At 72.6% G+C, this 24,067-nt stretch carries 21 protein-coding genes; 14 read left to right on the top strand and 7 right to left on the bottom strand.

The window, feature by feature from the left end:
- Positions 1-50: 50 nt before the first annotated feature.
- The gene (locus ACIRQH_RS08350; protein WP_388868467.1) at positions 51-884 is read right to left on the bottom strand and encodes an alpha/beta fold hydrolase; all 834 of its coding nucleotides are present in this window, start codon (positions 882-884) and stop codon (positions 51-53) included.
- 63 nt (positions 885-947) lie between these two features.
- Between ACIRQH_RS08350 and ACIRQH_RS08345 the strand changes: the two genes are divergently transcribed.
- Both ACIRQH_RS08345 and ACIRQH_RS08340 read left to right on the top strand, forming a co-directional pair.
- Positions 948-1,421, top strand: coding sequence for a MarR family winged helix-turn-helix transcriptional regulator (locus tag ACIRQH_RS08345; protein ID WP_358816927.1), 474 nt, complete (start codon positions 948-950; stop codon positions 1,419-1,421).
- 11 nt (positions 1,422-1,432) lie between these two features.
- Positions 1,433-1,708 (top strand): ribosomal protein L7/L12, encoded by a 276-nt coding sequence (locus ACIRQH_RS08340; RefSeq protein WP_388930212.1) that lies wholly within the window; start codon positions 1,433-1,435, stop codon positions 1,706-1,708.
- Between the two features lie 181 nt (positions 1,709-1,889).
- Here the strand turns inward: ACIRQH_RS08340 and ACIRQH_RS08335 are convergent, their stop codons facing one another.
- On the bottom strand, positions 1,890-3,233 hold the full coding sequence (locus ACIRQH_RS08335) for a helix-turn-helix domain-containing protein (RefSeq protein ID WP_358816926.1): 1,344 nt from the start codon (positions 3,231-3,233) through the stop codon (positions 1,890-1,892).
- A gap of 151 nt (positions 3,234-3,384) precedes the next feature.
- Here ACIRQH_RS08335 and ACIRQH_RS08330 point away from each other — a divergent pair, with 151 nt between their 5' ends.
- On the top strand, positions 3,385-3,546 hold the full coding sequence (locus tag ACIRQH_RS08330) for a hypothetical protein (RefSeq protein WP_358816925.1): 162 nt from the start codon (positions 3,385-3,387) through the stop codon (positions 3,544-3,546).
- 125 nt (positions 3,547-3,671) lie between these two features.
- Positions 3,672-4,913 (top strand): amidohydrolase, encoded by a 1,242-nt coding sequence (locus tag ACIRQH_RS08325; RefSeq protein ID WP_388868463.1) that lies wholly within the window; start codon positions 3,672-3,674, stop codon positions 4,911-4,913.
- 95 nt (positions 4,914-5,008) lie between these two features.
- Here ACIRQH_RS08325 and ACIRQH_RS08320 read toward each other — a convergent pair whose 3' ends face one another.
- From ACIRQH_RS08320 to ACIRQH_RS08310, 3 genes are all read right to left on the bottom strand, one after another.
- Positions 5,009-6,472, bottom strand: coding sequence for a hypothetical protein (locus ACIRQH_RS08320; protein WP_404224772.1), 1,464 nt, complete (start codon positions 6,470-6,472; stop codon positions 5,009-5,011).
- Between the two features lie 121 nt (positions 6,473-6,593).
- Positions 6,594-7,787, bottom strand: a complete 1,194-nt coding sequence (locus tag ACIRQH_RS08315) for a PP2C family protein-serine/threonine phosphatase (protein ID WP_358816922.1) — start codon at positions 7,785-7,787, stop codon at positions 6,594-6,596.
- Between the two features lie 75 nt (positions 7,788-7,862).
- The gene (locus ACIRQH_RS08310; RefSeq protein WP_358816921.1) at positions 7,863-8,501 is read right to left on the bottom strand and encodes an NAD(P)H-binding protein; all 639 of its coding nucleotides are present in this window, start codon (positions 8,499-8,501) and stop codon (positions 7,863-7,865) included.
- A 202-nt stretch (positions 8,502-8,703) separates the two neighbouring features.
- On the opposite strand from ACIRQH_RS08310, the gene ACIRQH_RS08305 reads away from it, so the two are divergent.
- Positions 8,704-9,138 (top strand): hypothetical protein, encoded by a 435-nt coding sequence (locus ACIRQH_RS08305; protein WP_358816920.1) that lies wholly within the window; start codon positions 8,704-8,706, stop codon positions 9,136-9,138.
- Positions 9,139-9,219: 81 nt separating this feature from the next.
- Here the strand turns inward: ACIRQH_RS08305 and ACIRQH_RS08300 are convergent, their stop codons facing one another.
- Complete coding sequence (locus tag ACIRQH_RS08300) at positions 9,220-9,777, bottom strand: SH3 domain-containing protein (protein ID WP_358816919.1); 558 nt, start codon at positions 9,775-9,777, stop codon at positions 9,220-9,222.
- A 257-nt stretch (positions 9,778-10,034) separates the two neighbouring features.
- On the opposite strand from ACIRQH_RS08300, the gene ACIRQH_RS08295 reads away from it, so the two are divergent.
- The 9 genes from ACIRQH_RS08295 to ACIRQH_RS08255 all read left to right on the top strand — a co-directional run bounded on the left by ACIRQH_RS08295 (position 10,035) and on the right by ACIRQH_RS08255 (position 23,014).
- Positions 10,035-10,934 carry a hypothetical protein gene (locus tag ACIRQH_RS08295; RefSeq protein ID WP_358816918.1) on the top strand — a complete coding sequence of 300 codons (900 nt, stop codon included), beginning with the start codon at positions 10,035-10,037 and terminating at the stop codon, positions 10,932-10,934.
- Between the two features lie 215 nt (positions 10,935-11,149).
- Positions 11,150-12,169, top strand: coding sequence for an endonuclease/exonuclease/phosphatase family protein (locus ACIRQH_RS08290; RefSeq protein ID WP_358816917.1), 1,020 nt, complete (start codon positions 11,150-11,152; stop codon positions 12,167-12,169).
- A 46-nt stretch (positions 12,170-12,215) separates the two neighbouring features.
- Entirely contained in the window at positions 12,216-14,144 is a 1,929-nt protein-coding gene (locus ACIRQH_RS08285) for an FUSC family protein (RefSeq protein ID WP_358816916.1), read from the top strand.
- Between the two features lie 160 nt (positions 14,145-14,304).
- Entirely contained in the window at positions 14,305-15,792 is a 1,488-nt protein-coding gene (locus ACIRQH_RS08280; protein WP_404224768.1) for a VWA domain-containing protein, read from the top strand.
- Positions 15,793-15,965: 173 nt separating this feature from the next.
- On the top strand, positions 15,966-17,690 hold the full coding sequence (gene metG / locus ACIRQH_RS08275; protein WP_358816914.1) for a methionine--tRNA ligase: 1,725 nt from the start codon (positions 15,966-15,968) through the stop codon (positions 17,688-17,690).
- 195 nt (positions 17,691-17,885) lie between these two features.
- Positions 17,886-18,251 carry a PH domain-containing protein gene (locus ACIRQH_RS08270; RefSeq protein WP_358816913.1) on the top strand — a complete coding sequence of 122 codons (366 nt, stop codon included), beginning with the start codon at positions 17,886-17,888 and terminating at the stop codon, positions 18,249-18,251.
- A gap of 131 nt (positions 18,252-18,382) precedes the next feature.
- Positions 18,383-21,469, top strand: coding sequence for an FG-GAP repeat domain-containing protein (locus ACIRQH_RS08265; protein ID WP_404224766.1), 3,087 nt, complete (start codon positions 18,383-18,385; stop codon positions 21,467-21,469).
- Between the two features lie 231 nt (positions 21,470-21,700).
- On the top strand, positions 21,701-22,177 hold the full coding sequence (locus ACIRQH_RS08260) for a hypothetical protein (RefSeq protein ID WP_358816911.1): 477 nt from the start codon (positions 21,701-21,703) through the stop codon (positions 22,175-22,177).
- A 132-nt stretch (positions 22,178-22,309) separates the two neighbouring features.
- Positions 22,310-23,014 carry a hypothetical protein gene (locus ACIRQH_RS08255; protein ID WP_404224764.1) on the top strand — a complete coding sequence of 235 codons (705 nt, stop codon included), beginning with the start codon at positions 22,310-22,312 and terminating at the stop codon, positions 23,012-23,014.
- Positions 23,015-23,078: 64 nt separating this feature from the next.
- On the opposite strand, the gene ACIRQH_RS08250 is transcribed toward ACIRQH_RS08255, so the two are convergent.
- Positions 23,079-24,029 (bottom strand): intradiol ring-cleavage dioxygenase, encoded by a 951-nt coding sequence (locus tag ACIRQH_RS08250; RefSeq protein ID WP_388930115.1) that lies wholly within the window; start codon positions 24,027-24,029, stop codon positions 23,079-23,081.
- Positions 24,030-24,067: the final 38 nt, after the last annotated feature.

Raw genomic sequence — 24,067 nt, 5'->3', positions numbered from 1 at the left:
CGCCGGTTCCCGAGCGCGCGGCGCGAACCCCCTGGCCGCGCCGGCCTCGGTCATCCGGCGGACGTGCTCTTGCTGTCGGCGAGCGCGGCGAGGTGGGTGTCGAGCGCGGCGAACGTCTCGGCGGGCCGCTCGATCTGGGGCAGGTGGCCGGCCTCGGCGATCGTCTCGAACCGGGCCTGCGCGAAAGCGGCCGCGAAGGCCCGCCCGTAGGCCGGTGTGACGACGCGGTCGCTCTCGCCCCACAGCACGAGGGCCGGGATCCGCACCCGGCCGAGCCGGTTCAGCAGCTTCGGGTCGTGCATGTACGGGTCACCGGCGAGGATCCGCATGGTGGCCATGTTGGCGCGCTGGGCGGCGATCCGCTCCTCGCCGAGGGCGGCGGGGTCCACGGCGAAACGGGCCGGGTCGTGGAACGAGTACGCGGCGAGCTCTTCCGGCCGGAGCCCGAAGACGTCACGGACCGGCTCCCCCGGGACGGCCACGCCCGCGGCGTCGATCAGCACCAGTGAGCCGATGACCGCGCCGTCGTCGCGGAAGGCCATCTCGGCGCCCGTCCAGCCGCCGAGCGAGGAGCCGACGACGAGGACGTCACGGTGGCCCTCGTCCTTCAGCCAGTGCAGATACGCGAGGGCCAGGTCGTCGACGCCGGTGAACCAGTCGGGGCGCTCTGTCCCGTTCCAGCCCGGGTGCGTGGGGACGACCGCGCGCATACCGTGCCGGTCGGCCAGGTGCGCGGCGACGCCCTGGACGGTGGCGGGCCCGCCACCGCCGTGCAGGACGAGGGCGAGCGGGCCGTCGGCGGGGCCGCTCTCGGTGAGGTGCAGGGGGAGGTCGGGGCGCGGGAAGACGGTACGGGTACGGGTCGCGATCTCTGTTCCGGTCATGCGCCCCACGGTATCTACGCATACGTATATACGCAAGCTTAGATACTCGATTAGGATGCGGTCATGACCGCGAACCATGAGGAAGCGGGGGCCGCGGACGCCGGGTCCCGTCCCCGCCCCGTCGATCTCGAAGAGCTGGGCCGCGCCGTGAAGGAGGCGCAGTACCGGCACCACCGCACGCTCGACACCCGGCTCGCCGGGGTCGGCACGACTCTGGCCCAGTGGGACGCGCTGCGGGCGATCGCCCGGACGCCCGGCGCGTCCGCGCACGAGCTGGCGGTCGCCACCTTCCAGGGCGACCAGGCCTTCGGCACCCTGGCGTCACGTCTGGCGGCGCAGCACCTCGTCGAGCGCCACCCGGGTCACGGCCGCCGGATCGAGCACCATCTGACGGAGGCCGGCGAACGCGTCCTCGCCGCGGGCCGCACCGTCGCCCGCGAGATCCTCGCCACGTCCTTCGGTCCCCTGACCGAGCCCGAACGGGCCACGCTGCTCGCCCTGTTGCGCCGCGTGGGCTCTCCGGGCGAGGCACCCTAAGATCCGTGACCATGGAAATATGGGGTCTTTTTCTCACCGCGCTGATGATCGCGAGCTTCGCCGGTCTCGAAGCCCGACTCGGGCGCACCCACCGGAAGGTCGCCCGCGTCGAGCGGCAACTCGACCTGATCCTCGGTCACCTCGGCATCCACGAGGAGGAACCGTCGCTGCCGCGGGTCACCGAGCTGCTGCGGGACGGCAAGAAGATCGAAGCGATCAAGGCGTACCGCCAGGCCACGGGCGCGGGGCTCCTGGAGGCGAAGGAGGCCGTGGAGCGCATGGACTGACGGCCCTCCCGCCGTTCCCCGCTCCCACGCCCCGGCCCGGGAGCTGCCCGGCTCGCTGTCCCGCCGCCTCTCACAGTCCCGGCGGACGGCTTCGCGGGCCCCTCGTCGCCCCACCCGTACGTCCGCCGCTCCCGGGTTCTCCGCCCGGCGGCCGTCGCATACAGGGGAGCGCCCGGCGCCGTCAGAGCGGGGGTTGCGCCGGGGCCGGGCCCAGGGTCGTGGTGCCGGGGGCCGTGCGGTGACCGAGGCCTGTGCGGTAGGCGTCCAGGGCCGCCTCCACGCGGCCCGTGCGGCGCAGCAGGTCGCCCAGCAGCCTGCACAGGTCGGCCAGGTCACCGGCCGCGCCGGCCCGCTCCAGGAGGCTCATCGCCCGGACGTAGTGCTCCTCCGCGGCCTCCGTGTCGCGGGCGTCCTCCGCGATGATGCCGAGCAGTCGGTGCGCGGCGGCGGAGTGGATGGCACCCCGCTCGGAGTTCAGATCCCCGAGCACCTGGCGCAACAGGGCGCCGGCCTCGTCGGACTTGCCCCGCCGGTGCAGCACGTCGGCCAGTTCCACCGCGACCTGGCTCGTGTAGAGCGCGGCCCGCTTGGCGGAGAGCATGGCCTGCGCCTCGCGCAACTCCGTCTCCGCCCGCTCCAGTTCACCGTTCTGCGCGTACAGGTACCCGCGCATCCAGTGACAGTTGGCGAGTTCGGTACGGATCTGGAGCTGCCGGTACAGCTCGGCGGCCTTGCCGAGGGACACGTCGGCCTCGGCCATCCGTCCCTCGGCGATCATCGTCCGTGCCACCGACCGGTGCATGCGTGCCACCAGGGCCGGGTCGCCGACCTGCGGCGCGAGGGCGAGGGCGAACTCGGCGGCCTGCGCTGCCCGGGCGTGCGCGCCCATGTCCATGTAGGGCGCTATGACGCCCGTGTAGAGGAGGAGGAGAGCGTCGGGGTCGTGCAGGCCGGTCCGGTTCAGCTCGTCGAGCGTGGACTCGAACAGGTAGCAGGCGTACCGGAGTTCACCGGCGAGATAGTGGGAGGTCGCCCGGCCGCGCACCGCCGGCACCCGCTGCGGCAGCGGGGCGTCCCCGAGCCGCTGCTCCGACTCCTCGAAGCGCCGCCGCGCCGTCTCCAGGTCCCCGGTGTCCAGGGCGCATTCGCCGAGCCCGAGGAGCGCCGCCGCCTCCTCGGCCTCCAGCCCGTGCGCGACCGCCTCCGCGAGCAGCGCGGTGTACGCCTCGGCGGCGACCTCGGCCTCGCCGGTGGCGAGCGTGCGCTGCGCGTCGGTCAGCCGCAGCCGCAGGCCGGTGGCGAGGTGGGCGGGGCGCCCGGTCGCCAGCTCCTCGTAGGCGATGCCGAGCCGCTCCGCGATGTGCCGCAGCGCGGGCTCGGAGGCCCGCACGCGTCCCGCCTCCAGGGTGGAGATGTACGCCGGGGTATAGGCGGGTTCCGCCAACTGTTTCTGCGTCAGACCGCGTTTCGTCCGCAACTGCTGCACCCTGCGCCCGATGATCTCCGGGCCGTCCCGCTCCGCCATGGGTTAAGCATGCCATTAAGCCGAGTTAAGTCGGTCCGGCTTTTGACTATTGTCCAACTCCCTTGGCCCCCTTGCGAGATGAGCCCGGAAGCCTCTACGTTAAGCGGCGGATTAAGCATGCTTAATACGCCGCTGTTGTTGTGAGGTCACCGTGCTCCGACGTATTTCCGCGCGCTACTCCAGAGGGTTTCTCGCCGCGCTCCTCGCGGTCGCCGCGCTGGTGACGGTGGCGAACGTCGGCCCGGCGAGAGCGACCGTACCGAGCGGTGCCGCGCGCACGTCCGAGCAGGGAGCCCTGCCCGCCGGACGGTGACCGGGCCCGCGCCGGACCCGTCGACCCTCCGCCGGCCGGCGCCGTCCGCGCGTCCTCTCCCGCCCGGACGGCGCCCACCGCGCCGCTCCCTGCCCACGGCACGAGGCGCGGCATACGCTGACCAGGTGACCTCAGCCGCAGCCCGCACCGCACTGGACCTCACCGCCGACCTCCCGGTCCCCGCCCTGGAGGACTTCTACCGGGACCTGCACCGGCATCCCGAACTCTCGCTCCACGAACACCGCACGGCCGCCGCCCTCGCGCAGCGGCTGCGCACGTCCGGGTACGAGACGACCGAGGGCGTGGGCGGTACGGGCGTGGTGGGCGTCCTGCGCAACGGGGACGGGCCCACCGTCCTGCTGCGCGCCGACATGGACGCGCTGCCCGTTCCCGAGCAGACCGGCCTGTCGTACGTCTCGGAGACCGACGGGGTCATGCACGCCTGCGGTCACGACCTGCACGTCACCTGGCTGGCCGGGGCCGCCGACGCGCTCGCCGCCGGACGCGACACCTGGTCCGGCACGCTCGTCCTGGTCGGACAGCCCGCCGAGGAGACCGGCGAGGGCGCGGCCCGCATGGTCGGGGACGGCCTCCACGAACGCTTCCCGCGTCCCGACGTGCTGCTCGGCCAGCACGTGGCGCCCGGTCCCGCCGGCCTGTACGCGCACTCCCCGGGGCTCATCATGTCCGCCTCGACCGACATCGACATCGTGGTGCACGGCCGGGGCGGTCACGGTTCGCGGCCCGAGTCGACCGTCGACCCGGTGGTGACGGCCGCGTACATCGTGACGCGGCTCCAGACGGTCGTCAGCCGGGAGATCGCGGCCCGTGAGTCCGCCGTGCTGACGGTCGGGCGTATCGAGGCGGGCACCCGGCACAACATCATCCCGTCCGAGGCCCGGATCTCCCTCAACCTGCGGACCCAGTCGCCGGGTGTGCGTGAGCGGATGATCGCCGCCGTGCGGCGGGTGGCGGCGGGCGAGTGCGCGGCGGCCGGCTGCCCGAGCGAACCCGACGTGATCGTCGGCAACGACTTCCCCGTGACGGTCAACGACTTCGAGACCGACCGGCGGATCGCCGCCGTGCACGGCGAGGTCTTCGGTGCCGGGACGATCCTCGACCCCGGCCCGGCGATGGGAAGCGAGGACTTCTCCCGGCTCGCGGCCGGCGGACTCCCCTACTCCTTCTGGTTCGTGACCAGCACCCCGGCCGACGTCTGGAACGCGGCCCCCGGGGGCGACGACCTCATGGCGCGGCTGGAGGCGGTGCCCAGCAACCACAGTCCGCACTTCGCCCCGGACCTCTCCACGGTCGCGCCGGGCGTACGGACCCTGGTGTCGGGGGCACTGGCCTCACTGTCCGCCTGAACCGTCCGCCCGAGCCGTACGACTGCGCCGTCCGCCCGAGCCGTACGACTGCGCCGTCCACCCATCCGTACGGCCGACCTGTCGTCCTCCATCACTCAGGCCTGCGTCTGCAACTGGCGCAACTGCTGCCGGACATGGTCCAGCGCGCCCTCCCGGCGTCCGGGCACCCGGAGTCTCAAGGCGGCCAGTTCCGCGCCGAGTTCGCGGGCCCGCGCCGGTGCGTCGACACGGCCCCACTGGTGGTGCGCCCGGTCCACGGCCGACTCCACCTCCGCTGCGTCCGGGGCCTGCCCCGAGTCCAGCCGGGCCGTCGCCACCGCCAGCCAGGTACGGCAGCTGTGCTCCGGGTCCCCCGCGAACATCGCCAGGTCGGCCCGTACTTCCATCCAGTGCAGCACCTGCTCGGAACGGGGCCCGTGCACCCGTGTCGCCTCCTCCTCCCACGTCCCCGCCAGAGCGAGCGCCTCGCCGTGCCGGCCCGCCTGCACGGCGGTGGTGATCGTCTCGTGGGGGTCGAGGGGGGCCGAACTCCGCTGCTGGGACTGGCCGGGAAGCGCCACGGGGGCCGCACCGGCAGGTCGCTCCGCCCGGGAAACCGGTGCCGGTGACGGCGGGGTCGCCTGCGCGGCCGGGGCCGTACGCGGCTCACCGCCGGGCGGCGTGAGGGGCGGCGGCGGTGCGGTGGGGAGCGACGCGGTGACGAGGGAGGCTGCACGGTCGGTGCGGCCGGACGCCGGTGGAGCGTGCGGGGGCAGCGGGGTCACCGGCGTGAACTCGGGTGCGGGGGGCCAGGGTTGTCCGGCCCAGGACTGGCCGGGGGCGGCCTGGAACGCGGGTGCGCCGGCCTCCGGGACCGCCGCGGCCGAAAGGGTCGCGGCCGGAATCACCGCGGCCACGACCGGAGCGGCCGGACCGCTCCGCCCGGGTGCGAACACGAGGTCCGCCGGTCCCGGCCGGCCCGTCTCCTCGCCCGACGTCCTCGTCAGGGCCTGCTGGTGCAGTTGGGGCAGCGGCGGGCGGTGGCCGCTGCGCAGCAGGGTGGCGACGGCCTTCATGTATGTCGGGTGAGCCACCGTACGACGCGGGGGCGGCGGGGCGACCCTGCCGTACAGCGCGGTCGACGGACCCGCGGTGAGCGGGCGGCCGGAGAGCAGGGACCAGGTCGCCGCGTCCGCGTGGAGATCGACGAAGATGCTGGTCAGGCCCGGTGGACGCAGCCGCAGCTCCTCGGTGACCCAGTGCCAGGGGAAGGCGGTGTAGCGGACCGTCGCCGGAGTGGTGCGGGCCAGCGCGAGATGGGGGAGCCGCTGCCGGCGGTCCAGCTGGAGCTGTCCGGTCACGAACATCGTCAGCGGTCCCGGCGCCGTCGCCGCGGCCCGCAACCGGGTCAGCACGGCCTGCGGCTCCAACGGATCGGCCAGCTCCACCACGTTCGCGGTCTCGGTGCCCGACAGCACCGCCGGGGCGACGGCCGCGAGTACGGGGAGCACGGACGCGGCGTCCACCAGACACCCCTTGCCCACCGGCGAGGCCGCGAGAAGCAGCACGGTTCCGGGCATCGGTTCCCTCCCCCATCGATCACGTACGTCAGCACCGTAACCGCTGCGCATGCAAAGGGGGGACGTGACGGCCGGGAACCCCCACCCTCGCCACGGCTCCCGGCCACCCGGGATGCGCCCCCTAGATGACGTCGTTCAGGTCGCCCGCGTACCCGTGCGCCCGGCGTCGTACGGCGAAGATCGTCGTGTCGTCGCTGAGACGGCCCGCCGAGTGCTCCAGCGTTCCGTCGCGCACGAGTTGGACGAGGAGCGCCGGTTCGGCGACGGCCGGGTCCCGGGCCACGGCGGCGGTGACCGCGTCGCGGAGCGGGAAGAACTCGCCCGACGCGTCACGGGCCTCGGTCACCCCGTCGGTGACCAGCAGCAGCGTCTCACCGGCGGCGAGCGGGACGCGGAGCACCGGCGGCGGCTCGGTCGCCAACTCGCTCAGGCCCAGCGGCAGGCCGTCACCGGGCGGCAGGCTCCGCACCCCCGCCGGCCCGACCACGAGGGGCGGTTCGTGGCCGAAGTTGATGACCTCGACGGTGGCCGGGGTGTCCTCGGGGAAGGCGACGAGGACACCGGTCGCGAACCGGTCGCCCTCGTCACGGCCGAGCGCGGCGCAGTAGCCGACGTGCCGCAGCATCCGCACCTCCAGGCGTCCGGCGACCGTCTCCAGAAGCGGCTCGTGGTACGCCGTCTCGCGGAACGTGCCGAGGAGCGCGGCCGCCGCCTCCACCGCGCCGAGCCCCTTGCCCTGGACGTCGCCGAGGAGCAGCCGGGTGCCGTGCAGTCCCGGCTGGATGTCGTAGAAGTCGCCGCCGACGCGGGCTTCGCTGTCGGCGGTCAGGTAGACGGCCGCGTGGTCCAGGCCGCCCCAGCCCGGCGCCATCGGGCGCAGCACCGTACGCCGGGTCGTCTCGGCGACGTCCTGCATGTGCAGCATGCGCCGCACCCCGCGCACCCGCACCGAGCAGGCGAGCACCGCGAGCACACCGCCGGCCAGCACGAGGATGAAGTCGGGCAGGCCGGTCTGGAGCTGGTGCGGCCAGGAGCTGTCGACGACGACGTAGGTGAGCAGGGACAGCAGCGCGAGGGCCGCCGTGCCCCACACCCCGCAGAGCGCGGCGGCGATCGCGGGCACCAGCGCTACCCAGGAGATGATACGGAACCGGCCGGAGGTGTTCGCGTCGAGCAGCGCGATGCCGATGAGCAGCAGGACCGGGGGCATCCAGGCGACACTGCGCCCGCGCAGCAGCAGCGGCTTCTGCCGCTGGACGGCGTCCCGCCGCCCGGCGCGCGGGAGTCGGTCGAGCAGGGATCTCCGGGCGGCCACCGTGCCGTACCGCCTCTTCCTCCAGGGCCGGGCGTCGCGGACCCGGGCTGATCCGGGCGACACCCCCCGGCTCGCTCAGTACGCCACCGACATCCGGGCGTGCGGGTGGACGGGCATCTCCAACTGGTCGACGAACGCCATCGCGTAGTCCTCGGCGCTGATCCGGCTGTTGCCCTCGGCGTCGAAGAGCATGCGGTCGCCGCCGATCCTGAACTCGCCCGTCCGTTCACCCGGACCGATCTCGGCCGCGGGCGAGACGTACGTCCAGTCGAGGTCGTCGACGTCGCTCCGGTAGAAGGCGAGGGTGTCGCGGTGGGCGAGCGCTTCGGGGAGGTGGGCGTCGGGGAAGTCGGGCTGTTCGCAGGCGGCCTGACCGGGCGCGACCTCCAGGGTGCCGGCGCCGCCGACGATCACGAGCCGCCGCACCCCCGCCGCCCGGACCCCGTCCACCAGGGACTGGTTGAGGGCGAGGAAGGGTTCACGCGGGTCCGAGCCGTCCCGGGGCGGCACACACGCCGACGCCACCGCGTCCGCGTCGGCCACCAGCTCGGCGACCTTCGACGGGTCCGAGGCGTCGGCCGCCGTCGCGGCGATACCGGGCACGGGGGACTGCCCGGACCGGCTCACCGCGACGACCTGGTGTCCGCGCGCCGAGGCCTCCGTGGCGATACGGCTGCCGACCATGCCGGTGGCGCCGAAGAGTACGAGCTTCATGGACCTCAGCGAAGCACGCGACCATGATCACCGCATCCCGGCATGCGGCCGGAAGGAGCACGGCCGCACCTCCGGCAGCGTCCTGGGTGAGTGGGGAGCGTCCCGCCGAAGGAGTGGCCGCGGGGCGTTCCCGTCCCGAGTTGCCGGGGGCTCGGGCGGGGTGTGACCTGGAACGCGGGGGCCAGAAGAGAGGAGTCCTCCCATGGCGCATGCCGCACCCGTGTCAGGGACACCGCGCACCTCGGGACCGATCGACGTGTTCGGGCCCCGCACGCACAGCATCGGCAAGTGGTCGGTGCCCGTCGCCACCGGTCTCGTCTACGGCTTCTGGGCCGCCAACATCAACCGGGACGCCGGCGCCTTCACGGGCTGGAACGTGCTGTTCGGCTTCGTGTCCGCGATCGTCTTCGCGGCCGCCTTCTACGCCGTCCTCACGCTGACGAGGGCGACGCACCCCGCCCTGCACGCCCTGGCCTGGACCGTGTTCGCGGGCTGCGCTTTCGGGTTCATCTACAGCCAGACGGACACGACGATCCTGCGGTCCGTGTTCATGTCCCTGGGGGTCTCCGTGGGCGTATTCGCCACGACCTTCTACCACTACTACACGCACGAGGACGCGCTGGGAAAGACGCGGTGACGGCGACGCCGTAACGCGTGCACGCACGAGGCCCCGGCGGACCGCCGGGGCCTCGTGCGTTCCCTCGACTCACTCACCCACTCACCCGCCACCCGGGACCCAGTCCCAGGAGTCCGAGGAGGAACCGGAGACGGTCCAGGTCCACGAACTGGAGACGCTGAAGGTCCAGGAGGAGCCGTTCGAGCTCCAGCCGGGGTCCTGGCTCAGGTCCCGGTCGTTGTGGTCCCAGTGCGCGTTGTGCCACACACCGTCCTTCTCCCCGGGGCACGGGTCCGAACAGCTCGGCACCCGGTGGCCGCCGGTGTCGACGAAGGCGGCGCTGGCCCAGGCGTGCGCGCCCACGAGCCAGTACCAGCTCGTGTCGCCGAGGACGCTCTGCCCGCTCACCGCGCACTGGACGCGGTCCTGGCTGCCCGGTGAGAGCGCCGCGACGACCGGTGAGGTCGTGCTGGGCTGGAGCCGGACGTTCAGTTCTCCGCCGGAGACGACGGTTCCCCGGACGGGGCCGTCCGAGCCGCCACCGCCGTTGGCGGGCGCCGACGGGGCCGCCGCCATGGAGGTGCCGGCGGCGGCGACGGTGAGGACACCGCCGCTGAGCAGGGCCGCGGCCAGAGTCCGCAGGGCCGGGGTGGTGCGCATATCGGCCTCCTTCTCCCCAGTTTTCCCGGATCCAGGTAACACCCGTTCGAGTGAGGCCTCCACCGGAGGGCGCGGAGGCCTTGGGGCCACTGGGGCGCGGGGGGCCGGGCCGGGCGCCGGAAGGCCTCCGGAGCCCGCCGGCCGCGCCGAGGGGACCCGTGGGCCCCGGATGCCGCGGGCCCCGTTCGGCTGGTCGTCTGCGCCCATTTGCAGTCAACCGGCTCGCGGGCGGCGGTGCGGAGGCCTTGCCTGGAGAGGTGTCCCCTCGTCTCCGGAGCGTCCTGTCGGCGGTGCTGATCGTCCTCGCCTGCCTCCTCGCGCCGCTCGGCGCGCTGTCGACGTGGGCGATGTACGGACTCGGCGACTCCGGCCGGTACGAGGCCACCGTGGCGCCGCTCGCCGCCGACGCCGACGTCCGTGACGCGGTCGCCGCCGGTGTCACCGACGGCATCCTGCGCGAGGTCCACGTACGCCCGAGGCTCCAGGGGCCCGTCAACCACTTCGTCCGTGACGCCGTGCGCTCGTTCACCGAGACCGAGGCGTACCGAACGGCGTGGGAGACCGCCAACATGGCCGCCCACGACGCGGTGATGCGGGCGCTGCGCGACGACCGCGAGGGCGCGGTGACCGTCGACCTCGCGCCCGTCACCGAGCGGGTCAAACTCCGGCTCGCCGCCGACCACATGCCGCTGGCCGACCGGATCCCCGTCGAGCACACCGAGATCACCGTGCTCGGGGCCGAGGACCTGGCCCGGCTCCGGAAGGGGTTCCACGTGCTCGAAGTCGCCGGTTTCTGGCTGCCTGTGGCGTCGGTCGTCTTCGCGGCGGCCGGGATCGTCCTCGCCCTGTGCCGCCGCCGTGCGGTCCTCGCCACGGGCATCGGCACCGCGCTGGGCGCCGCGCTGCTCGGCGTGGCGGTCGCCGTCGGCCGCGGTCTCACCCTCTCCGGCCTGCCGGACGGCGTGTCCCGCACGGCCGCCGGCGCGGTCTACGACGCGCTCACCGAGACCCTCCGGTTCGTCTCCTGGCTTCTGCTGGCCGTCGGTGTGACGGTCGCTCTGGGCGCCGCGCTCACCGGCGCGTACGCCCGCTACCGGCGGCCCGCCGCCACACCCCGGCAGACCCCCGCGGAACCGCCCACGCGGGTCGGCGCCTGATCCGGCCCCGGAGCCGTCCGCCGGGGGACCGGCACCGGACGGGCGACGCGACGGCGGCGCACCGGCCACGCGCTGCGTGAGCCGTCCCCCCTGTGACCGGCGGGACGCCCCGGCCGCGCTCCCCGCGTCCCGCCACCCGGGCAACCCTCCCCCCGCGCACCCCGTCTTCGGGGGAGGATGCGGACATCCCACGCGGACGAGCGGAAGGCGGGGAGTTGGACACTGCGGCGGCTGACTGGCGGGGCGCGGAGGAACCCGCGTACCGCGAGCCGAGGAAGCGGCGCGGCGGCCGCACCGTCGCGGCCTGGCTCGCCGGACTGCTACTCGCCGGGGTGAGCGTCGTCACCGGCTGCCGCGTCGCCGACATCGACGGGATCACGCCCGTGCCGCAGCTGCTCGCCTTCCTGCCGTGGCTGCTCGTGCCGACCGCGATCGCGCTGCTGCTCGCCCTGCTCGCCCGGTGGCGGACCGGCCTTGTGTGGGGAGTCGTCGTCCTCGGCTTCCTCGCCTGGTACATCGAGCCCTACGGCAGGACCGGCGGGCCGGGCGGCCCGGCGCTCGCCGAACTGCGGGTGATGACGTCCAACGTGGAGTTCGGGCAGGGGACCGGCTCCCTCATCGACACCGTCCGGCGGCGCAAGCCCGACATCCTGTTCGTCGAGGAGTGCGAGTACGGCTGCTCGCGGGCCCTGGAGGACGCCTTCGGAGGCAACGGCGGCACCTATCCGTACCGGGAGGCCGTCGAGGGGGCCGGGTCCGGCGGATCGGTCGTGCTGAGCCGCTTCCCGCTGCGGGGCGCGGACGGAGTGCACGGCACCATGGGCATGCCGGGCGCGGTCGCCGACGTACGCGGCCACAGTGTCGGGCTGCAGCTCGCCCACCCGATGCCCCCGCTCCCGGGGCAGGTCGGCGTCTGGCGGCGGGAGCTCGGCGCGCTGCGCCACTACGCGGCGAACAGCCGCGGGCCGACGATCGTCGCCGGGGACTTCAACGCCTCCCAGGACCACGCCGCCTTCCGCCGCATCCTCGACACCGGGCTGCGCGACAGCGCGCGGCTCTCCGGTTCACCGCGGACCCCGAGCTGGCCCGCCAGGACCACGCCGGAGTTCGGCGCGCAGATCGACCACGTCCTCGTCTCCGCCGACTTCTCCGCCCGACGGGCCGCCTTCCTGCGGATCAGCGACACCGACCACCGCGCCCTCGTCGTCGATCTGACGCTCCACCAGCGGGGATGACCGCCCTACGGCCCTGACGAGCCACCGAAACCCGCATACTTGGGACATGCCCCGCGCCTTCCCCGTCGGCCTCACCCCACCCGACTGGCTGGTCAGGAACCTCACCCCGCAGCGGGCCCCGGTCAACCGGCCCGCCGTCGCCCGCGCCGCCGTCGCCATGGCGCTGCCGCTCGCCGTCGGCCTCGCCTGCGGACAGCCCGCGTACGGCGCCCTCGCCTCCATGGGCGCGCTGTCCGGAGTCATCGGCGACACGGCCGACGCGTACCGCATGCGGATCTTCAACATCGCCGTGCCGCAGCTCTTCGGCGCGGTCGGCGTCACGATCGGCGCCCTGGTCTTCGGCCACGGCTGGGTCGCCGTCGCCGCCGTGACCGGGGTCGCCCTCGTCTCCGGGATGACGTCCTCGATCGGCGCCGTCGCCTCCGTCGCCGGGCTGCTGCTCCTCCTCAACTGCGTGATCGGCGCCGGACTTCCGCTGCCCGGTTCCTGGTGGCTCGCTCCGCTCCTGATGACCGGCGGCGGGCTGCTCGTCCTCCTGCTGGCGCTGCTGGCCTGGCCACTGCGGTCGGGGATGCCGGAACGGACCGCCGTCGCCGACACCTACCGGAAGGTCGGCGACCTGCTCGCCGCGAGCGGCACCGGCGACTACGAGGACCTCCGCCTCACCGTCACCCGCTCCCTCAACGAGTCCTACGACGTCGTCCTCGCCCGCCGTGTCTTCCACCACGGCCGCAGCCCCGAACTGGTCCGGCTGCTCGCCCAGCTGAACGCCGTCACCCCGGTCGTCGAGTCCGCCCCCGCCGCCCACCAGCGGGGCGAACCGCTGCCCGCCGCGATCCCCGCCACCGTGCACCTGCTCGCCGAGGCCGTCGAGACCGGCTCCACCACCCCCGTCGAACTGCGACTGCCCGCACCCGCCGACGAGACCGCCCGCGCCGTCGACCACGCCGTACGGCACGCGGCGGGCGTCGTCACGGACGTGTCGCCCGACCCCCTCGACGACCGTCTCGGCCGGCCCGCCACCCTCCGCGTCCGCGCCGCGCGCGCCACCCGCGGCGTCCTGATGTCCGCCGCCTCCTGGCGCTACGGCATCCGACTCGCCCTGTGCATCGGCCTCGCCCAGGTCCTGGTCTCGACCGTCGCCGTGCCGCGCTCCTACTGGGTCGCGCTCACCATCACCTTCGTCATGAAGCCCGACTTCGGGTCCGTGTTCTCCCGGGCGCTGCTGCGCGCGCTCGGCACGGTCGCCGGTCTTCTCGTCGCGGCGGCGGTGCTGACCGTGGTGCCGCGCGGCTGGGCGGACGTCGGCGTGATCCTGCTGCTCGCCCCGCTCATCCCGGCTCTGACACCCCGCGGTTACGGCTACCAGACGGCGGCGATCACCCCGGTGATCCTCCTGCTGTCCGACATCCTCAACCACCAGGGCACCGGCCTGGTCGTCCCCCGTCTCATCGACTCCCTCGTGGGCTGCGCGATCGCCCTGGTGGCGGGGTATCTGCTGTGGCCGGAGAGCTGGCACGCCCGGGTCGGCGACCGGCTCGCGGACGCGGTCGCGGACACCGCCGAGTACGTCGAGCTGGCGTTCGGCGACCGCGCCGAGCCCGCGGCCCGCGCGCGCAGCAGGCGCCGCCTGTACCGCGACCTGTCCTCCATCCGTACGGAGTTCCAGCGCGCCCTGACCGAACCGCCGCCCAACGGGCGCCGGGCCGCCGCCTGGATGCCGCTGGTCGTCGCCGTCGAACGGATCGTGGACGCGACGACCGCCGCACGGGTCCGCGTCCGAGAGGGAGCGGCCGAACCGTCGGCCGCCGAGATCACCACCATCGCGCGCCAGCTTCGGGAGCTTTCGGACGGACTCCGCGCATCGGACGTCCTCGTCGCCGTCCGCACGGATCTGACCGGCCCGTCGGGCAGCGTGCTCGAACCTCTGCGCCAGGAGGTCGCGGCGGCCCGCACCATCGCTTCACCGCACTGAGGGCGAACGCAGAGTGAACGAGGCTGGCCCACAAGGGGGGTTGACCGGCCTTCTGACCAGCGGGCCGCCCCTGCCGAAGATCACCTTCTGTGGCCGCTAACCTTACGTGTCCGTCCTGGCCAGGGATTGACGGGATCAACTCACGCGAAGGGTTGCGCACATGGGCATTCTCACTCTCCTGCGGAATGCGTTCGGCCGCTCACGCAAGGGTCGTGACGCCGACGCGGAGACCTCGCGAGAGGCAACGCCGACGGTTCCGGCTCCTTCTCAGGAGGCCGAGCCGACTCCGGCCCCCACTCCGGAGACCGACCCGGTCTCCACCCGGCTCCCTGACCCCGGGCCGAAGATCCCGTCCCCCTCGACCGAGCCGGACCCCTCCGCCGTCGACGACCTCGTCTCCGCGGCCTTCGACAACGTGACGGTCCCGAAGCAGACGTCCTCCCCCAAGGAGGAGTCCCCGTCGGCCCCGGAGCCGGCTGCCGAGGTCGCCCCGGTCGCCGAGGCCGAGCCCGAGGCGGAGCCCGTAGCGGACGCCGGACCGGTGGTCGAGGCCGAGCACGTCGTCGTCGCCGAGGCGGGCCCCGTCGCGGTGATCGAGCCCGAGCCGACAGCGGAGCCCGACGCCGTGGTCGAACCGGTCGAGGTCACCGAGCCCGAGGCGGCCATCGAGCCGGCGACGGTGATCGAGCCCGAGGCGGCGCCTGTCGCTGCGGCCGAGCCGGTCGTCGAGCCCGAGCCGGCGCCTGTGGCAGAGGTCGAGCCCGTCGTCGAGCCCGCGGCCGTGATCGAGCCCGAGCCGGCGCCTGTCGCTGCGGCCGAGCCCGCACCCGTGGCTGCGCCCGAGCCGGCCGTCGAGCCCGAGCCCGTAGTTGAGCCCGAGCCGGCGCCTGTGGCAGCGGTCGAGCCCGTCGTCGAGGCGGAGCCGGAGACGCCGGTCACGGCGGAGGCCACCCCGGTGGCCCCCTTGGCCGCCGCAGCCCCGGGAGCCCCGGCGGTCCCCCTGACCAGGGTCAAGTCGAAGGCCCCGGCGCTGGCAACGGCGTACAAGGAGGCGGGTACCGCGCTGGACAAGCGGGACCTGACAGGCACCCGCGCCAAGATCTACCTCGTCCTCGACCGCTCCTCGTCGATGCGCGCGTACTACAAGGACGGCTCCGCCCAGGCCCTGGGCGAGCAGGCCCTCGCCCTCGCCGCCCACCTGGACCCGGAGGCGGCCGTCCACGTCGTCTTCTTCTCCACGGAGCTGGACGGCACCGGCACCCTCACCCTCGCCGAGTTCGAGAACAAGGTCGACGACCTGCACGCCGGCCTCGGCCGCATGGGCCGTACGAGCTATCACGCAGCGGTCGAGGAAGTCGTTACGCACTACCAGAAGTCGGACGCCACGGGCCCGGCCCTGGTGATCTTCCAGGTGGACGGCGCCCCCGACGCCAAGACCCCGGCCACCCAGTCCCTCGCGGACGCGGCCAAGGACCACCCCGGCGTCTTCTTCTCCTTCGTCGCGTTCGGCGAGCCGGAGAACAAGGCCTTCGACTACCTCCGCAGGCTGAAGACCGGGAACACGGCCTTCTTCCACGCGGGCCCGACCCCGCGCGAACTGACGGACGTCGAGGTCTACGACGGCGTGCTGGAGAACTGGCGCCCGTAGCTCAACCGACCACCCCGCAGCGCAGCACCCGGCCGCCCCCTTCCCACCCTGCAGAACGGGAAGCGGGCGGCCCGCGCGTGTCGGCTACGATTTCAAGGTTCACCGATGACGACGCGCCGGCCGGGGAACCGAGGCGGTCGTCACCCCACGTAGCGACTTGGGAGCAGCCCGCGATGGCTCGACACCTCATCACCAGCGCCCTTCCGTACATCAACGGGATCAAGCACCTGGGCAACATGGTGGGGTCCATGCTCCCGGCGGACGTGTACTCCCGGTACCTCCGCCAGCGCGGTCACGACGTCCTCTACATCTGCGCGACGGACGAGCACGGCACCCCCGCCGAACTGGCGGCCAAGGAGCGGGGTCTGCCCGTCGACGTGTTCTGCGCGCAGGCGCACGACGCGCAGAAGGCGGTGTACGACGGCTTCGAGCTGGCCTTCGACTACTTCGGCCGCAGCTCCAGCGCGCAGAACCGCGAGATCACGCAGCACTTCGCGCGCCGACTGAACGAGAACGGCTTCATCGAGGAGCGCGCGATCCGTCAGGTGTACTCGCCGACGGACGGCCGGTTCCTCCCGGACCGTTATGTGGAGGGCACCTGCCCGCACTGCGGTTACGACAAGGCCCGCGGCGACCAGTGCGAGAACTGCACGCGCGTCCTCGACCCCACGGACCTGATCAACCCGCGTTCGGCGATCTCCGGCTCGACGGACCTGGAGGTCCGCGAGACGAAGCACCTCTTCCTCCTCCAGTCGAAGCTCCAGCACGAGGTGGAGGAGTGGGTGGCCCGTCACGAGTCCGAGTGGCCGCAGCTGGCCTCCTCCATCGCCCGCAAGTGGCTGACCGAGGGCCTGCACGACCGCGCGATCACCCGTGACCTGGAGTGGGGTGTCCCGGTCCCGGCCGACACCTGGCCGGAGCTGGCCGCCGAGGGCAAGGTCTTCTACGTCTGGTTCGACGCCCCGATCGAGTACATCGGCGCGACGAACGAGTGGTCCGACCTGGACCCGGAGAACCGCGACTGGAAGTCCTGGTGGTACGACGCGGACTCCGGCGAGAACCCGGTCCGCTACACGCAGTTCATGGCGAAGGACAACGTGCCCTTCCACACCGTCATGTTCCCCGCCACCGAGCTGGGCGTGCGCGAGCCGTGGAAGAAGGTCGACTACGTCAAGGCCTTCAACTGGCTGACGTACTACGGCGGGAAGTTCTCCACGTCCCAGAAGCGCGGTGTCTTCACCGACCAGGCCCTGGACATCCTGCCCGCCGACTACTGGCGCTACTTCCTCATCGCCAACGCCCCCGAGTCGGACGACTCGTCGTTCACCTGGGAGCACTTCACGGCCACGGTGAACAAGGACCTGGCCGACACCCTCGGCAACTTCGTCAACCGCGTGCTGTCCTTCTCCAAGAAGCGCTTCGGCGAGGAGGTCCCGGCGGGCGCGGAGGCCGGTGAGGCCGAGACCCGGCTGGGCGAGGAGATCGCGGGCCTGCTCGGCGAGTACGAGACCCAGATGGAGGCCCTCCAGTTCCGCAAGGCGGCCTCAGCGCTGCGCGCCCTGTGGTCGGCCGGCAACTCCTACCTGGAGGAGAAGGCCCCCTGGCTGGAGATCAAGACCAGCCCCGAGGGCGCGGCGCTGACCCTCCGCACCGCGATGAACCTGATCCACCTCTACTCGGTGGTCTCCGAGCCCTTCATCCCGTCGTCCGCCCGCGCCATGCGCTCGGCCTTCGCGCTGGCCGAGGACACGGCGACGTGGGTCACGCAGGACGAGGTCCGCGCCCTGTCCTCGGTGCCCTCCGGCACCCCGTTCACGGTTCCCCCGGTCCTCTTCGCGAAGATCACGGACGAGGACCTGGAGTCGTACAAGGAGCGCTTCGGAGGTACGTCCGAGTAACGGCGACCGGTCGGCAGGAGCCCGGGAACGATCGGTTCCCGGGCTCTTCGCGTGCCGGGAGCGATGCCGTACAGAACTCCCTCGTGCTCTGTCCGTACCCCGGCCCGGACGGTATACATGGCCAAGATCAGGTGAAGCCTCCGGCTTCCTGGGACACGAGTGGACGGACGAGTCCACCGAGTGGGGGGATCATCCATGGCACTCTTCGGAAACGCGCACACCGTCGACCCGGCCGCGGCACAACAGGACTTCGCTCGCCTGCTGGGCCAGAACGAGCAGATCCACGCGGCGTACCAACTGATACGTGACACCATCCTGTTCACCGACCGGCGCCTCATCCTGGTCGACAAGCAGGGCATCACCGGTAAGAAGGTGGAGTACCACTCCGTCCCGTACCGCAGCATCACGCACTTCGCGGTGGAGACCGCCGGCACCTTCGACCTCGACGCCGAGCTCAAGATCTGGGTCTCCGGCACCGCGCTCCCCATCCAGAAGACCTTCACCAAGGGCGTCGACATCTACGAGGTCCAGGCGATCCTCACGCAGTACGTGGCGAAGTAGCCCCACTCGCCGCAGCCCGGCCCGACCCGGCTCAGCCGCGGCACCCCTCTCCGTCGGGGCACTGGTCAAGCCCTGGTAAAGTCCGCTCACTTGTACGAGGGCGGAAGCCCTCACGGGGAGGGACAACGCACGTGGGCAGACACGCCCCGAGACGGCGCGGCCTTGCCGCGGCCGTCTCCTCGTTCGCGGTCGTCATGGCGGCCGCGGCCATCGCCGTTCTACCTCAGAACGGCGCCTCGGCGGACCCGGCCGCACCGGCCGCGAACGCCTCCGAGATCACCCTGACCGACCCCGCCGACACCCGACCGCGCGCCGACCGCCCGCTGGTGGCCGGCGCGAGCGGCTTCCTGCACCGGCAGACCGGGGTCACCGGACTGCTGTGGACGGACTACGACGACGGCACCAGCACGGTCGTCAGGACCGCGGACGGTGTGTACGCGCCCACGGGCGCCTGCGCGAGCATCGGTTCGTCGACCTGCCCGACCGGCTGGTACGGCAGCGACGGCGACCTGGTCGCACTGCCGTCGGCGGGCTCCGTCGCCCTGTGGGACCCGGCGACCCGGACGACGTCCACGTTCACCTCGGACGAGGCGTACCGGGGGCTGGCCGGACGGACGGTCCTCACCGAGTGGTCGGTGCACGACCTCGTCGACGGCACCTGGCGCTCCCGCGCCATCACGCCCGACCGGATGCGGATCACCTCGGGCGCCGTCACGGCCGCCGACGCACATGGCGTGCTGTTCAAGGTCGACAGCTACCTGTACTACCTCGACCTGGCCACGGCCACCGCCACCCAGGTCTTCTCCGGCATGGACGCGCGGCCGTACACCGTCCTCAGCGACGACCGGATCGGCTGGTACGACTCTGCCGGCGGCAACCTGCACGTCAGGCCGCGCACGGACCCGGGCGCCCCGGAGCAGGTGATCGACCTGCCCGCGCCCGGTGCCCAGCTCGACGGCGCCCCGGTGCTCTCGGGCGACTGGCTGCTGCTGCCGCTGCACACCGGCACCGGCACCAGCGAGCTGCGGGCCGACTCCCTGAAGGACATCTCCTCACGCACCCTGGCGGCCAAGGCGGGGGCGTACGTGCTCAGCGCGCCCGGCGACACCGCCCTCGTCACCGGCGGCCCCGCCGCGAGCGACTGGTGGGTGCGGCGGTTCGCCCGGGCCGCGGACGGCACGCCCGGCCTGGAGCAGCTCGCCCTGATCCCGGCGACGGAGAACGCCAAGACCGGCCTGGCCCTCAGCCGCGGCAGTCTGCGCGTCGCCGAGGACGACCCGAGCGGCACCACGGACACCACCTCGCTGCGCACGCTCGCCGTGGTCGGCGGACAGCTCACCGCCTCAGCGCCCGAGGCCGGGGACAAGGTGCTCACCCGGTGCCCGTACACGGGCGCGACCTGCTCGATGCTCTGGGGCAACCTCGGCAACAACCCCCGAGACGCGTTCCTCGGCACCACCGGCACCGGCCTGACCGGCAAGGACCGGCTGGTCGCCCTGCTGGACGGCTCCTCGGACTGGACTCTGGAGTTCGGCACCACGGGCGGTCACATCGTCGACGTCTCGGACAACTACGCGGTCTACGACTCCGGGGGCACCTCCCCCGAGCAGTACATCGGCGAGTTCGGTCAGGGCCAGAAGCTGAAGCGGTCCGTGCGCGCCGCCGCGCTGAACGGCTCGACCCTCTGGAGCGCCTCGACGACCGGCAAGCTCACCTCGTACAGCCTGACCGAGGACAAGACCCTCGCGACGGTGACCGTTCCGGGCATGTCCTGCGTGCCGGGCGAACTCCAGGCGGCTGGCCGCTGGGTGTACTGGACGTGCGGCGGCTCGGCCGGCGTGTACGACACGAAGAGTGCCGTCTCCCGTGCGATGAGCGGCGGCGACGTGCTGCTCGGCGACGGCTTCACCGTCCGCCACGACCACGCCGCGGGCACGCTGGTGCTGACGGACGCGGCGACCGGCACGAGCCGGGTGCTCGCCACCGATGTCGCCGACACCGGCCTCGCCATGGACCGCCGCTTCAAGTGGACCGTCGACGAGTACACGGGCCTGGTGGCCTGGACCGACCTGTACGAGCGGACGCACCTCGCCAGGACCGGTGTCACGCCGTCGGCCGTCACCGCCTTCACGTCCGAGGCGTCGGACTTCGTCGGCTCCGGCACTCCCTTCCACGGCTCCTGGCTGCTGTCCCGCCCGGTCACCTCCTGGTCGGTGACCTTCGCCTCCGTCCAGAGCGGCGCGCGGGGCAAGGCGACCCGCACGGTCACCGGGGGCGCGTCCACCGTGTCGGTGGGGACGGACTGGTACGGCACGACGGTCGACAACGCCCGTTTCCCCAACGGGCAGTTCACCTGGACCCTCAAGGCCACCGGCACCGGCACCGCCTCGGCGGTCACCGTGGCGACCGGCAAGGGCTATCTGGAGGGAGGCGCGCCGGTTCGGCACGACTTCACCAGCCCGGAGGGGCCGGACGGCCGCGGCGACCTCCTCACCCTGAACGCGTCGGGCGGCCTGACCTTCCAGTCGGGCACCGGCAACGGCACGTTCGGCGAGAAGATCAGCGGCTCCGGCTGGGCCACCACCGTCAAGGCGGTGCCGTTCGGCGATCTCAACGGCGACCGCTGCAACGACGTCCTCGTCCGCCTGAGCACCGGAGCCCTGCGGCTGTACAAGCCGGGCTGCGGCGCCGCCGTCAAGCCGACGACGTCGTACACGACGCTCGCGACGAGCGGCTGGACGCAGTACGACGTCCTGACCTCGCCCGGCGATGTGAGCGGGGACGGCCGCCCCGACCTGATCGCGCGCGTCGCGTCCAGCGGGACCGTCTACCTCTACAAGGGAACGAGCACGGGCACGCTGTCCGCGCGCGTGAAGCTCTACGACGGCTGGAAGGGCTACAAGAAGATCGTGGGCGCCGGTGACCTCGACGGCGACGGCGTCGGCGACCTGCTCGCCCAGGACACGTCCAACACCCTCTACCGCTACAACGGCAAGGGGGACGGAACCTTCGCCGCGCGAGTGAAGGTGTTCGGCGACTGGGGCAGCTCCTACAACGTGGTCGTCGGCGTCGGTGACATCACCGACGACGGCAGGGCCGACCTGGTCTCCCGGGACACCGGCGGCAACCTGTACCGCAACAGCGGGGACGGCAAGGGATCGTTCGGATCCCGTACGAGGATCGCCACCGGCTGGAGCGGATACCGGTCACTCTCCTGAGGCTCCGCGCCTGGGAAAAGGGGGTACGGGACCATACGTCCGTACCCCCTTTCGCCATCTCAGGGCCGCACCCGCCGAAGCCACCGCCGGGACGCCGAATACCTGGTCGAGACCGGCTGAGTCCCCGTGAAGGCCCGGTGGAGAGCCGGAAAAACGCCTTCTGTCCGGTCCCTCCGATCCGGAGTGGACCCCGGCGCCATAAGGTCCCCGTACACCCGTATGGTTTCCGCCATGGCAGTCCCCGAGGTCATTCCGATCGCCTACGAACCGAAGCGCCGCACCGAGACCATCGGCCGGTACGCGGACGGTCAGTTCCTGGCGTCGATCACGTACGCCTTCCCCGAAGGGTTCCGTCCCGACGACGGCTGGGAAGAGCACAAACGGCTCTACACCGTGCTCCACACCTTCGACTCCGAGGGGCGCTACCGCGACTCGGAGATCTGGTGCGCCGGCACATGGGCCGAGCAGCAGAACGACCCGCACGGCGACACCTCCGTGCTCTCGCGCGCCCGCGTCCACCTGGCCAAGCTGCTGCGCAGCCTGCCCCGGCGCTCGTACACGGACATCGCGATCCGCCCGTTCCAACTCACGGTCGACGGCGTGCTGTTCGGCCTGCTGAGCGGAGTCGACGAGGGCGAGCCCTGGGCGGAGCTCTACCCCGACCGCCTCGGCTTCACCGAACCGTGGGACGGCACGTACGACACCTGAGTCAAACGCCCCGTACGATGCGGCCGTTGAGGCACACGGGACGGCCGCGTCACGTGTGACCGTCGGGCTGGGGGCTCGGATGCGGGTGCGGAAGAACGGGTGGCTGCTGCTTGCAGGCGCCGCGCTGACGGCGTGGGGGCTCACCGCGTGCGCGGGCACGGGCGGGGAGACGTCCGCCGCCCCGGCGTCGGGTGGCACCGCACCCCCAGGACGACCGCGTCCACCACGGCCGCGCCGCAACCGCCTCTCTCCGCGCAGACCTTGAAGGCGGTCGCCCTCACCGAGGACGACGTGCCGGGAAACCTCGGGGTCTCGGCGGACGAGCGGCACCCTGCCGACACGGGGAGCACCTTCCCGCCGGCCTCGGACGCCTCCTGCCAGAAGCTGCTCGACGCCCTCGCCGCCCACGGCGCGACGGCCGTCGTCGACCAGGTCTTCAACTGGAAGGGCAGTGTCTGGGCGGGCGGCGGCACCCTCGCCTCCTACGAGGGCACCGCCGCCGAGAAGGCGTTCGGCCAGGTCCGTACGTCCCTGACGACCTGCTCCGACTTCACGGGCTTCGGTTTCACGGGAAAGCACACCGAGCATGTCGCCCGGGAGAAGATCCCCCGTCTCGGCGACGAGTCGATCGCTCTCAGGTTCACCGTTGCGCTCAAACAACCGGCCGGCCTCCGTAGCGGCAAGCGGGTGTCCATCCGGAGCGAACAGAACGTCCTGGTCCGCGTCGGCAACGTCACCGCGCTCTTCACGATGCTGAACATGGACCGCGACGACCACTTCCCGCTCGCCCTCATCCGCAAGGAACTCGCCCGCATAGCGAAGGCCCAACAACCCTGAGAGCGAGGGCCGACCCGGTCGGCACCGTCGGACAGTGGCGGTCCGAGCCCTCAGGCGCGGGGAGTCAGGCCCCCGACGGAGACGCCGACGGTTCGGCCGACGGCTGGGATTCCGTGGTGTCATGGGTTTCTGTCGGGGTCACGCCCATCGTGAGGTGGGCGTGGACGCCACGAGCGATGTGCTTTCGGTCGTAGGTGAGGTACAGGAGACCGCCCTCGTGGCCGTTGTCCGGGTAGATCGTGTCCTCGTCCAGCGTGGTGCGGGTGGTGGTGTTCGTGGAGTACGGGGCGACCTCCGCCGATGCCAGGACCGCCTTCTCGGCGAAGAAGAGCTGACCCGTGTGGCAGGTGTGGCCGCCCTCGTAGCCCGCGTCGGTCCAGGTGCCGTCCACGTGCACCTTCACGTGGATGTGGACGCAACGGCCCTGGTACCAGCCGGGGAAGACCGTCCTGAAGGCGACGTGGCCGTGCTTGTCCGTCCGCCACGTACCGCGCAGGTACCGCTCGTCGTCGGTCGGTTCGGCGTGACCGCCACCGCCGCCGCCCGGGCCGCCGGGTCCACCGGTCGGGGGCTCGCCGGTCGGCGTGCCGGTCGGAGGTTCGCCCGTCGGGGGAGTTCCGCCACCACCGTTGCTCATGGACTCGTAGCCGGAGTACACGCCCAGCGCCGAGCAGTGCCAGATGTCCACCGCTGCGTTCCGGACCGGTCTGCACGTCTCCGCGTCGATCACCGTGAGCGCGAGGGCCAGCGGGATGCCCTCCTCGTCCTCGGTGATGTCCTGGCGGATCTTGTCCGCGTCGATGTAGTAGGGGCCCTCGGTGGTCTCCGAGGTCAGTCGGTAGCAGGTCTCCGCGCTCGACGCGGGCGACGGCGTGCCGGCCGCCCGGTCGTCGGCGAACGCGGTCGCGGCGACGCCGCCGCCCACGCCCACGGCCGCCACAGCCGCTCCGCCTGCGACGACGAACGTGCGCCGGGTCATGTTCCGTTGGTGCGCCGGTTCTTGGGGCTCAGTCATGCGGCGGAACGTAGGGATTCCACCTGTCAGCAGCATGG

The organism is Streptomyces sp. NPDC102279, from assembly GCF_044766365.1.
GTDB lineage: Bacteria > Actinomycetota > Actinomycetes > Streptomycetales > Streptomycetaceae > Streptomyces.
This window is presented reverse-complemented; position numbering and strand designations above follow the sequence as displayed.